Here is an 11,393-nt window from a genome sequence, read left to right on the forward strand (position 1 = left end):
AAAAACATAGAGGCACCCCCCCCCGTACGCCCTGACGCGGTACGGGGACGGGGAGCAGAACAGGGAGCGCGCGGTCGCGGCGCGGGACGGCCGCTTCCGGCCCGCAGGTCCCCCGGCTGACCGCCGCCCGATTTGCGCGGCCGAACTCCTGGCGACCGGCTGACAGCCAACTGGCGATCAGCTGACGATCAACTGGCGAAGACGCTAGTCATGGCAGGTACATGACGTCATTCTATGAGCAGCCCCGCGCGACCCGCGAGGAGCGTTATCGGCACAACCCCCTTTCATCCCACGGAGGTTGCTCATGCGTCGCAGATTCACCGTCCCGCTCACCGCAGTTGCCATGGCACTACCGCTCGCCCTCGTACCCGCGGCCTCCGCTTCGGCTGCCCCGTCGGACAAGCCGCAGGTCCTCAGCTCCTGGACCCAGACGAGCGCCTCCAGCTACAACGCGTGGAACGCCGCCCGCAACAACCAGGGCGCCTGGTCCGCGTACGGCTTCAACTGGTCGACGGACTACTGCAGCACCTCCCCCGACAACCCGTTCGGCTTCCCCTTCCAGACGGCCTGCGCCCGCCATGACTTCGGCTACCGCAACTACAAGGCCGCCGGCACGTTTCCCGCGAACAAGTCCCGCATCGACTCCGCGTTCTACGCGGACCTCAAACGCGTGTGCGCCGCCTACACCGGCGCAAAACTGACCTCGTGCAACAGCACGGCATGGACGTATTACCACGCAGTGGACATCTTCGGCGTCGCACCGGCCAAGACGGCCCCCGAGGGGCTCCCGCAGGCGGCCTGACCGTCGCATCCCGGGCCGGACGGCGGGCCTTGGGTCTGACGGTCACGCCGCGACCAGCGTGTGCGCCAGGGGGCTGGGACCTCTGGCGCACACGGATCTCACGCCGGCAGCCGCAGGAGAAGGGCCGGGGCGATGTCGTCGAAGCGGTCCCCTACCAAGCGTCGCAGGAAGGCGTCTCCCGGCACCTGACGCTGCGCTTCGAACCACCGGGTGCCGAGAGCCGGCCCACAGTCCGCCGCTCGTCCGGTCGGCTCAGTACGCCCCGAAGGACCAGAAGACGCCGACCTCGCCATCGTTCACCGCGATCAGGCCCAGGTCGTCGAACAGGTCGAGACCGTTGATGTACTCCCCCGTGAGGAAGAGATGGGACTCGGTTCCCTGCAGGCCCGCCGCGACGAAGTCCGGGGCCGGGTCCGAGGCGGCGGCAGTCGCGTTGGTCCAGTAGCTCGCGGTGGGTCCGTACCGGTCGAGCAGGGTCCGTGCGTCCGCCAGGACGGCGTCCCGGTCCGGGCGGGAGCGGACCGGGGAGAACTCCGCCTGCCACTCCTCGGTCATGACGGCGAGCGCGGCGACCGCCCCCTCCGCCTCCAGGGGATACAGCCACTTGGGGAACTCCGAAGCAGCCGGCGGATCGAAGGGATAGTCGGGCACCGTGTGACGGGCTGTGTTCTCACGGTCCCAGTCGAGCCTGACCCAACCGCGGGGGTCGGGGACCGAGCGGTGCAGCACGGCGAGGACGTCGTGCGCCCAGTCCTCATGGAGCCGGGGTCCGGTGGCCGCGAAGTTGTAGGAGTCGTCCAGCAGCCGCAGCGCGGCCGCCTCCCACGAACTACGGGAGCTGGACGGCACGTTCAACACCACAGCGGCCTCCAAGCAGGCGTCGAGAGTCGATTGATCGGCCGGCCGGACAGGTACTCGTGCATTCTTCCCGAAACGCAGGGGTACGCCGCAGTCCCCCCGCCCCGTGCCCAGGGTCAGAAAGGGGTCATCGGAGCGGCCCTCGTTCGTCGATGAGGACGGTGGGCGTGGACAGGAACACATGCGCGTTCACCGGGCCATAGGCGATGTTGAACGTGTCCAGCCAGTACGACCAGCCCCGGATCCCCAGTGCACTGCTGAAGCGGTAGTTGAGCTGCCACCGCACCCACTGGCCAGGGGCGAGGCGGACGCCTGGGGGTCGCCGCTGCCGAGGCGGCAGGGCGAACAAGGGCTGCACCCGTGGAAACACACGGAGCCGGCCGTCTGCCTCACGAAGCTGGACATCGACCTTGCTCAGGTCTTCCTGGCTGTCATACGGCTCGAAGCCGTCACACTCATGCATGCGGATCACGTGCGCGCGGGACGCCACCGTACGCGGGAGAGCGAAGCCGACCGGGGCGGCGTTCCTGCGCGCGGCGGCCTCCCCTCCGCGGGATTCCTTCGTCCAGGACGTCCGTATCCACTGGACGGTGATCTCCACGCCGTACTCCCGCCGAGTCGTCAAGGGACTCACTGCAAGTTCCTCAATCGCGCGGCGTGAGTGGGGACCACATGCCGAGCCACTGCTCCGCGTCCCATGCCTCGAACCGCTCCACCTCGGTGAATCCCAGTTTGGCCGCGAGACGCATCGAGCGGGTGTTGGCGGTCTGGGTGGCGAGCACCACTGGTTCGCCGGGAAGCGCGTCGGCGAACCAGTCGAGTGCCGCCGCGCACGCTTCGGCGGCGTACCCGAATCCCCACGCCTGCGGCAGGAACAGGTAGCCGAGATCGACCTTCCCCACGGCAGCCGGGCGACGGTGCTCCGTTGCTCTCCTGAGCAGGATCTGGCCGATCATCGCTCCGTCGAGATCGACGACGAAGCTTCCGGGCCACCGCTCGGGCGCCGCAGGCGTCTCGCGCTCGAGCCCGTCACGCGGCCGGGGGCCGCCGAGGTAGGTGTGCACCTCCGGCGAGGCCAGCAGATCGATGAACGCCGCACGGTCCCGGGCCTCGGACCCACGGAGCACGAGCCTCCCGGTCCTGATCGGGTCAGGTGGCCAGGCGACGGGTCCGAGCTCAGTCATGCCGCCAGTCAATCAGCAGGCCCGACGGCCATCAAGACTCATGGACCGCTTGACCCTCACGCCGCGTGAGGCTGAAAGCTGGGACGCATGAGCGACTACTACAACGCGTTCGAGACAAGTCCCGTGCCCGCTCCCGGCCCGGACGCGGTCCCGCCGGAGCCGTTCCGTGGCATCTACGGAATGCCCGCGTTCGTGACGATCCCCACGAACGACATGGAGGCATCGGTGGACTTCTGGACTCGTGGCCTCGGTTTCTTCGACCTGTTCAGCGTCCCCGGCAGGCTCGTGCATCTGCGCCGGTGGGCGTTCCAGGACGTACTTCTCGTCCAGGCGGCGAGCGTTCCGGAGCAGGCGCCGGCGATGAGCGTCAGCTTCTCGTGCGTGCTCAGCCAGGTCGATTCCCTTGTCGAGGCCTGTCGTGCGTTGCGCCCGGACTCGGTCGACGGCCCACGGGACACTCCCTGGAACACCCGCGACGTGGAGGTGATCACCCCCGAGAACGCACGGGTCGTTCTCACTGCGGCCAAGCCCTTCGACCCGGCCAGTCAGGAGGCACGGAACCTTGAAGCCATGGGGATCACTCCACCGGCCGTCGGCCGCGACGACAATGGGGAGCATGCCTGATACCACTGACGCCGATGGCCTGACCGTGGGCCAGGCCTCGGCGCGTCTGGGCGTGACGGTCCGCGCGCTGCACCACTGGGACGAGATCGGTCTGGCGCCACCGTCACTGCGCACCGCTGCCGGATACCGGCTCTACACCGCTGGTGATCTGGAACGCCTGCACCGCATCGTCGTCTACCGTGAGCTCGGCCTCGGCCTGGACAGGATTCGAGCCGTCCTGGACGACTCGACGGCGGACGTGCCCGGCGCGTTGCGCGCACAGCGCACCCAGGTCGCCGATCGGATCGACCGCCTCCAGCAGCTCAGCGCCGGGCTCGACCGGATGATCGACGCCCACGAGCGCGGCCTGCTGCTGACCATCGAGCAGCAGGCCGCGATCTTCGGCCCGCAGTGGAACCCGGACTGGCCGGCGCAGGCCCGTCAGCGCTACGGAGACACGACGCAATGGCTGCAGTACGCCGAACGCTCCGCCTCCCGCGGCCCGGAGGAATGGCAGACCGTCGCCGACGCCGTCGCCGGCCTCGACCGCGCCCTCGGGGATGCGATGGACGCAGGCGTCACACCTGGCAGCCCAGAAGCGAATCAGCTCGTCGAGAGGCACCGCGAAGTATTTGATTCGTACTTTCCGCTCTCCAGGCAGATGCAGGTCTGCCTCGGCCGCATGTATGAGGCCGATCCGGCATTCGCCGCACACTACGACGGCATCCGCGCCGGTCTCGCCACGTGGTTCCGCCGAACAGTCGACGCCAGTGCACGCGCACACGGCATCGACCCGGACACCGCCACCTGGCAGTAGAACGCGGTCCCGGAGGCCCGCGCTTATGGGGGGCCTCCTCCCCCGAACGGCTGTTTCGTCACCGTGCAGACGGGGGAGCACCAACACCTCGGATGCTTCGAGTCGCAGGGCGTCGGATGCACCGTGAGCGATCCGGCGGAGGTCAGTTCCTTCGGGTTGCGATATGGCAAGCTGCGATCGCAGGCACTGAACGTCGAGGAGTCTGCACGGCTCATCGAACGGCTGGTGGGAGAGACATGAGCCAGGCAAGCGGGGACATGGACGGGCTGCGCTGGTTCAAGAGCAGCTACAGCGGATCGGACGGCGGCGACTGCGTAGAAGTGGCCGCCGGCCACGGCGCGGTCTACGTACGGGACTCGAAAGCCACGAGCGGCGGTCCGACGTTGCGGGTCGGCCGGGGCCAGTGGACTGCGTTCCTGGCACTTGCGCGGGGGTAGCGCCGACGAGGCTTCCTGAAGGGAAACTGTGGGCCGGTCCGCGTCACGCGAGGTGATGCGGACCGGCCCTCGTGCCGGGAAGGCAATCAGGGCGAACTCCCCCGGCGGGGAGACCCGCACGAAAGACGGAAGGCCCGCCCCTCACGTGGAGGGGCGGGCCGGCCGGCTCGTCAGGAGCCGGACCGTGGGTCAGCCGATCTCGGCGCCGTACGCCGCCAGCGCCTCGGGCACCGGCTGGAAGAACGTCTCGCCGCCGGCGGAGCAGTCACCGCTGCCGCCCGAGGTCAGGCCGATCGCGGTGTCGCCCGAGAAGAGCGAGCCGCCGCTGTCGCCGGGCTCGGCGCAGACCGTGGTCTGGATGAGGCCGTTGACGATGTCGCCGTTGCCGTAGTTGACGGTGGCGTCCAGTGCGGTGACCTCACCGTCGTGGACCTGAGTGGTGGAGCCGCTGCGGGTCACCGACATGCCGACGGTCGCGTCGCCCGCCTTGGTGATCGCCTGGGTGGAGCCGTCGTAGAGGTCCACCTCGCTCGGGTGCGCCACGTCGGACGTGTACTTGACCAGGCCGTAGTCGTTGTCCGGGAAGCTGGAGCCCTCATTGGCGCCGATCTCCGCGCCGCCCTGCGAGTCGGACCAGCTGGTGATCCCCTCGGTGCAGTGCCCGGCGGTCAGGAAGTACGGCTCGCCGTCCTTGACCACGTTGAAGCCGAGCGAGCAGCGTCCGGTGCCGCCCCAGATGGCGTCGCCGCCCGCGATGAGGGGCTTGAACTCCCCTTCCGACTTCTTCAGCTCGGCCTTGGAGCCGAGGCCCTCGACCACCTTGCTGAGCTTGTCCCAGGCCGCGCCGTCGACCGTGCGGTCCGCCGTGACGACCATCTTGTTGCTGACCGGGTCGACGGCCCAGGAGGTGCCCGGGATGGTCGCCTTGTCGGACAGGGTCTGGCGGGCGTCCTTCAGCTCGGCGAGCGTGTTCTGTACCAGTCTGGCCTTGCCACCGGCCTGGCGGACCTGCTCGGCCGCCGCCTCGTCGACGACGTTGACGACGAGGTGCTTGGCCTCGGCGTCGTAGTACGCGCCCGCCGAGTCGCCGCCCAGCTTCTTGTCCAGGCTGGCGGCGAGAGTTCCGGCCGCGTGGGCGTTGACGGTCCGTGCGTCGAACTGCGGTACGGCGTCACTGGCGTTCGCAGTCTGGAACGTCACTCCTGCTGCGACCAGAGCGAGGACGGCCGATCCGGCCATCGCCACACGCTTGCTGGATATGCGTCGGTGCTTCAACTTCGACCTCCTGTGGGGCCGTGCACGGACAAGTGGGGTGTCCGGAACACGGAGGATGGGGCGCCCACTATTCCTATGCGGCGGATAGCACACAAGGTCGACTTCCGGACGCGCACACGACGACGACCGTTCACCCGCGAGGTGTTCACAACCCGGGCGTCGCACCACGTCGGTTCCGATTGCGAACACCCCGTGCAACGGTCCGTCGGCAGCGGGTGAGGACTAGTCCTGTCCTGTAGTCGCCCATGGAGTCCGGATGCCGTGGAGAGCACTCCTGAAGCCGAACACCACCGAATGCCCCCGAATGTCCCGAACACCACCGGCTCTTCCCGACGGGGAGTGCCGATGTCGCCACGGATGGGTCATCATCGAACAGGCAGTGGACACCGGGCACTTGAGGCCCGGAACGGGGCGGGGTGACCGAGCGGAGGAGCGGCGTGCGGAGTCGGGTGCGCGTGGCGGACGGACGGCATGTGATGGTCGAGCGTCAGGGGGACCCCCGGGGCAGACCGGTGTTCCTCCTGCACGGGATGCCGGGCAGCCGGCTGGGTCCCGCTCCCCGCGGGATGGTCCTGTACCAGCGGAAGATGCAGCTGATCGCCTACGACCGGCCGGGATACGGCGGCTCCGACCGGCTCCCGGGACGCCGGGTGAGGGATGTCGCCGAGGACGTGCGGGCGATCGCGGACTCGCTCGGCCTGGAGCGCTTCGCCGTGGTCGGCCGCTCGGGCGGCGCACCGCACGCCCTGGCCTGCGCCGCGCTGATGCCCGACCGGGTCACCCGCGCCGCCGCGCTGGTCAGCCTGGCTCCCCGGGACGCCGCGGGCCTCGACTGGTTCGAAGGCATGGCCGAGTCAAACGTACTCGCGTACTCCACGGCGGCGGCGGATCCGGACGGGCTGGCGGAGTCCTTCATCAGCCGCTCGGAGGAGATCCGGCAGAACCCGGTCCGGCTCCTGGACGACCTGCGCCGTGAGCTGACCGACTCCGACCGGACCGTGGTCAACGACGCCGGCATCCGCACCATGCTGCTCGCCAACTACCGTGAGGGGCTGCGTACGTCCGCGTACGGATGGATCGACGACGCGATCGCCTTCTCCACGCCGTGGGGGTTCGATCCCGCGGACATCACCTGTCCCGTGATGCTGTGGCACGGCGAGAAGGACGTGTTCTCGCCCGTGGGGCACTCCCGCTGGCTGGCCGGGCAGATCCCGGGTGCCACCACCGTGCTGGAACCCGCGGCGGCACACTTCGACGCGCTGTCCGTGCTTCCCGACGTGCTCAACTGGCTGCTGGACGAGGGGCAGGCGGCGGCCTGACGACCGCGGCGGGCCCCGGTGCCGGACGCGTCACGACACGTCCGGCACCGGAAACCCCCGGGCTCACACCGCCATGGGCTCCAGCTCACGGCGGAACCTTCGCTCGGTCCTCGCTATCCGGGTCAGCGGATGCTCGTCACCGAGCTGCCGGGCCAGCTCGTCGCCGGTCTCCGCCCGCAGCCTCAGCGCTTCGTCCTCGCGCCCCATCGCGTCGAGCGTGACCGCTGTGTTCGAGGTCATGGCCAGGGTCTCGGGGTGGTGCGCCCCGAGGACCTCCCTGAGCTGGCCGGCCACCGTGCGCTCCGTCTCCAGCACGATCTCGAGCCCGCCGCGGTCGGCCGTGGCATTGGCCAGGTTCATCACGGAGAACAGCGTGTTCGGGTGCTCCCGCCCGAACACCTCGCGCATCGAGGCGACCACCCGGGTCAGCAGCGTCTCCGCGTCCAGGGGCGCACCCGTCCCCGAGAGGTAGATGCCGAGGTTGTTCTGCGCGGCCAGGGTGTACGGGTGCTGCTCCCCCGGCACCTTCATGTACTGGTCCACCACCTCCTGCGCGGTGTCCCTCGCCTCCACGGCCTCCCCCGCGGCGAACAGGTCGGCCGCCATGTTGAGGTCGCAGGCCAGGGATTCGGGGTTGGCCGAGGTGTACTTGGCCCTGTACCTGGCCCGGGTGGCCACCGTCAGCCTCCGCGCGTCCTCCAGCTGCCCCGCCCTGCGCAGCGAGACCGCCAGGCTCTTGGCGGCGCTCAGTGTCGTGGGATAGGTCCGGCCGAGGGTGGCCTTGAAGCTGTCGTACGTCCGGCTGAGCAGGCCGACCGAGTCCTCGTAGCGTCCGACCTCGCGCAGGTCGCGAGCCAGGCACATCGCGGAGGACAGGCTGTACGGATGCTCCGGGCCCAGGACCTCGGACCGCAGGTCGTAGACGTCCTGGTCGATCTCCCTGGCGCGCGCGTACTGCCCGACGCTTCTCAGGTTCAGCGCCAGGTTGTTGGCCGCGGCCAGCGTGCGGGGGTGCCGGTCGTGGAAGATCTGGCTGAACCCCTCGTGCGCCGCGGTCGCCAGCTCGATCGCCCTGCCGTAGTCACCGAGCAGCCCCAGGTCGATGGCCAGGCTGCTGGTGGTCATGTACGTGTGCGGGTGCTCCGGCCCCAGCACCTCCCGCTGCCGGCTGAGGGTCAGCTCGTCCAGCTCCTTGGCCTCCACGTACCGGCCCCGGGTACGCATGATGTTGGAGAGGTGGAAGCAGAGGTAGAGGTACTGCAGGTCCTGGTTGCCGAGCATGTCGCGCCACGTGTCGCGGAGTTCGTCGCCGAGCCTGCTCGCCGTCCGGATGTCTCCGCGCTTCCACAGGTAGCGCACCCGGTCGATCAGCAGCCTGCGGGTCTCCGGGTCCTTGCAGTTGCGCGCGTCCGACGGGCCGAGGTGCGGCCAGATCGTGGCGAAGCGCGGCCAGGTCCCGGGGTTGTCGATCGGCTCGTCGTCATCGGGCCGGGCGCCCGCCAGGATGCGGTGGACGACGTGCCTCGCCTCGCGCTGCTCCTCCTCGCTGAGCTGGGCCCTGATCACCGCCTGCACCAGGCGGTGCACCTGGATGGAGTTCGACACCTGGTCGACCTTGGCCAGGGCGAACCGGCCGATCTCCCGGATGACCCGGCCGAGCACCAGCTTCTCCTGGAGCGAGGCGTCGTACGGCTTGAGGGCCTCGATCATCTCCTTGCTGTAGAGGAGGTTGGCGGAGATCGGTTCGGGCGCGAAGAACGCGCAGAGCTGGAGCAGCCGCACCGCTGCGGGCGAACGCTCCTTGAGGCGTTCGATGGAGATGTTCCAGGTGGCGGCGACGGGTTCCGGGTAGCCGGCCGGCTGGTTCAGGGCGAGGACCTGGGGTGCCTGGCGGGCCAGCTGCTCCAGGTAGCTGTCGATGGGGGTGGCGGTCTCCGCGATCCATGCCGCCGCCTGTTCGACCGCGAGCGGCAGATCTCCGACGGCGGTGGCGACCTGGGCGGCGTCCTCGTCGCTCAGCCCCGGCGCACGCCGCTGGAGGTGCTCGATCGACTCCTCCCGCAGGAACACGTCGACGGGCAGCGCGTCACCGTGCTGGGACCATGTCTGGTTCCTGGACGTGACGAGGATGTGGCCCGATCCGCCCTGCGGGAAGTAGCGGCTGAGGCGTTCGGGGTCGTCGGCGTTGTCGAACACCAGCAGCCAGCGTTCCGAGGGCACGCCCCGCCGCAGCAGGTCCACGGCCTCCTTCGATGCCGCCGCCATGTCGTCGCCGCCCTGGGCGCCGAGCCGTACGGCGAGCTCGGCGAGGCTGGCCACCACGTCGTCGATCTGCTCGGACGATATCCACCACACCAGGTCGTAGTCGGCCATGAAGCGGTGCACGTACTCCAGGGCCACCTGGGTCTTGCCGACGCCACCGAGGCCGTACAGCGCCTGCGGCTGCGGCAGCACTACGGCCATGCCGCCGCCGAGCTGGTCACGCATCCGTTCCAGGACCAGGGAGCGGCCCGTGAAGCCGGGGTTGCGGGGCGGGGCGTTCCAGATCCTGGGGACGGTTCCGGGGAAGCGGGGCCCGGGCGACATCCCGTCGCCGAGCTGCACCGGCCGGTCCAGGGCGCGCAGCAGGGCCGTGGTGGCGTGCACCTCGTCCAGCCGGAACAGGTCGACCGGATTGCGGTCGATGTAGGGCGCGGAGAGCCTGACGTCGCTGACCCTGAGCGGCAGCAGCTGACGCCGCCCGCCCCCGGGGTCCTCGGAGACCGCTCTGTCCCACAGGTCCACGGCGCGCTGCGACTTGAGATAGGCGCTGGAGAGCAGGACGACCGTACGCGTCGCGGTCTCGGCCGTGTGTGCGGCGTCCCCGGGGCCGGCGGAGACGTCGCGCGGGACCACCCGGAAACCCGCCCGGGTGAGGACCGATTCGATCCAGTCGGCCCACATGCGGTTCTCCGCCACGTAGCTGAGGAAGAGGTCGGCGGGCAGCGCGGGCCTGCGGCGGGTGAAGGCGTCACGGATGCGCAGCCGGACCTCCTCGCCCACCGGGGGCATCGAGGTGACTTCCTGCTGCGTGACGACGGCGGTGAGCCGCTCGAAGGCGGACAGGAGCGAGTTGCTGAGCCCTGCCTCGTCGCCGAAGGTGGCGAGGGTCTCCTCGTAGGCGTAGTAGGGGCGGTAGGGGATCTCCACCGCGCCCCAGTAGGCGGTGAGTTCGTCGCCCGAGAGGTCACGGGGCAGCCGGTCGAACTTCAGCCGGGCCAGCGCCCTGCCCGCGTCGGCCTTCTCCTTCTCTCCCTCGTCGATCCGCATCGGGACGGGGAAGATGGAGATGGGCCGGCCTGTGTAGCGTTCGGCGATCTGCCGGGCGACCGAGGCCGCGCCGTCGATGGACTGGTCGCTGAGGGTGAAGCAGTCGACGAGTACGTCCGGGAGGTGGACGGTGCAGATGTCGGCAATGTCGCTGAGGCCCGTGCGGCTGTCGATGAGGACGTAGTCGTAGTTGGCCTTCATGTCGTCCCGCAGGGCGTCGAAGAAGTGTCCGCCGCCGAGCCGGTCGTAGAAGTTGTCCCAGTCGAAGGTGGAGACCGTCGCCGAGTACTCACGGTTCTGCCGTCCGGCGGAGACGAAGTCGAGCGTGCCGCCCCGGGGGAACTCCCAGCCGAGTGCCTCGGGGGTGAGCGAAACCGCGTGCGGCTGGATGCGGGCGTAGTCGCGGTGCCAGTCGTCCGCCCGCTGGGCGGGGTTGGTCGCGGCCCAGGCGTATTCGGTGATCAGGTCGATCACGCCGGTGGTGGCCCCGAGCGTCGAGGGGTCGAGGAAGGGGTGGAAGAACCGGTGGAGCCCCGGGGCTTCCAGGTCCCAGTCGACGGCCAGCACCCGTTTGCCGTTGGCGGCGAGGATCCAGGCGGTGTTGGCGAGGGCCATGGTGCGCCCCGTGCCGCCCTTGTACGAGTAGAAAGTGACGACGCGCCCGTCACGACCGGCTGTCATACGTCCTCCGCATCAGTCGCAGGGTCGTGCATGTCGGGTATGAACTGGGTGCTTCCCATGGGCCCCATCAGCCGCGCCCGTTCGCTGGGCCGTCCACCGGCCGGTGGA

General features: G+C 69.6%; 10 protein-coding genes and 1 pseudogene. 6 read left to right on the forward strand and 5 right to left on the reverse strand.

Features of this window, described 5'->3' with window-relative positions:
* Positions 1-304 precede the first annotated feature (304 nt).
* Positions 305-802 carry a phospholipase gene (locus BFF76_RS26775; RefSeq protein WP_053930922.1) on the forward strand — a complete coding sequence of 166 codons (498 nt, stop codon included), beginning with the start codon at positions 305-307 and terminating at the stop codon, positions 800-802.
* A 252-nt stretch (positions 803-1,054) separates the two neighbouring features.
* Here BFF76_RS26775 and BFF76_RS26780 read toward each other — a convergent pair whose 3' ends face one another.
* The 3 genes from BFF76_RS26780 to BFF76_RS26790 form a co-directional block, all read right to left on the reverse strand.
* Positions 1,055-1,663, reverse strand: a complete 609-nt coding sequence (locus BFF76_RS26780; protein WP_065849228.1) for a hypothetical protein — start codon at positions 1,661-1,663, stop codon at positions 1,055-1,057.
* A gap of 124 nt (positions 1,664-1,787) precedes the next feature.
* Positions 1,788-2,261, reverse strand: a complete 474-nt coding sequence (locus tag BFF76_RS26785) for a hypothetical protein (RefSeq protein WP_031099082.1) — start codon at positions 2,259-2,261, stop codon at positions 1,788-1,790.
* 43 nt (positions 2,262-2,304) lie between these two features.
* Entirely contained in the window at positions 2,305-2,844 is a 540-nt protein-coding gene (locus BFF76_RS26790; protein WP_078850761.1) for a GNAT family N-acetyltransferase, read from the reverse strand.
* A gap of 87 nt (positions 2,845-2,931) precedes the next feature.
* On the opposite strand from BFF76_RS26790, the gene BFF76_RS26795 reads away from it, so the two are divergent.
* The 4 genes and pseudogenes from BFF76_RS26795 to BFF76_RS26805 all read left to right on the forward strand — a co-directional run bounded on the left by BFF76_RS26795 (position 2,932) and on the right by BFF76_RS26805 (position 4,701).
* Positions 2,932-3,468 (forward strand): VOC family protein, encoded by a 537-nt coding sequence (locus tag BFF76_RS26795; RefSeq protein ID WP_031099086.1) that lies wholly within the window; start codon positions 2,932-2,934, stop codon positions 3,466-3,468.
* Complete coding sequence (locus BFF76_RS26800) at positions 3,461-4,264, forward strand: MerR family transcriptional regulator (protein WP_107418494.1); 804 nt, start codon at positions 3,461-3,463, stop codon at positions 4,262-4,264. The genes BFF76_RS26795 and BFF76_RS26800 overlap by 8 nt, the downstream gene beginning before the upstream one ends.
* 39 nt (positions 4,265-4,303) lie before the next feature.
* Positions 4,304-4,504, forward strand: a pseudogene (locus BFF76_RS34115) (transcriptional regulator); the annotation flags it as partial.
* Complete coding sequence (locus BFF76_RS26805) at positions 4,501-4,701, forward strand: DUF397 domain-containing protein (protein WP_065849230.1); 201 nt, start codon at positions 4,501-4,503, stop codon at positions 4,699-4,701. The pseudogene BFF76_RS34115 and the gene BFF76_RS26805, both read left to right, overlap by 4 nt.
* 189 nt (positions 4,702-4,890) lie before the next feature.
* Here the strand turns inward: BFF76_RS26805 and BFF76_RS26810 are convergent, their stop codons facing one another.
* Positions 4,891-5,976, reverse strand: coding sequence for a S1 family peptidase (locus tag BFF76_RS26810; RefSeq protein WP_053930900.1), 1,086 nt, complete (start codon positions 5,974-5,976; stop codon positions 4,891-4,893).
* A gap of 437 nt (positions 5,977-6,413) precedes the next feature.
* On the opposite strand from BFF76_RS26810, the gene BFF76_RS26815 reads away from it, so the two are divergent.
* Complete coding sequence (locus BFF76_RS26815; RefSeq protein ID WP_065849231.1) at positions 6,414-7,295, forward strand: alpha/beta fold hydrolase; 882 nt, start codon at positions 6,414-6,416, stop codon at positions 7,293-7,295.
* Between the two features lie 63 nt (positions 7,296-7,358).
* Here the strand turns inward: BFF76_RS26815 and fxsT are convergent, their stop codons facing one another.
* The gene (gene fxsT / locus BFF76_RS26820; RefSeq protein ID WP_031099094.1) at positions 7,359-11,285 is read right to left on the reverse strand and encodes an FxSxx-COOH system tetratricopeptide repeat protein; all 3,927 of its coding nucleotides are present in this window, start codon (positions 11,283-11,285) and stop codon (positions 7,359-7,361) included.
* Positions 11,286-11,393: the final 108 nt, after the last annotated feature.

The sequence above is a fragment of the Streptomyces mutomycini genome, assembly GCF_001700505.1.
Taxonomy (GTDB): domain Bacteria; phylum Actinomycetota; class Actinomycetes; order Streptomycetales; family Streptomycetaceae; genus Streptomyces; species Streptomyces mutomycini.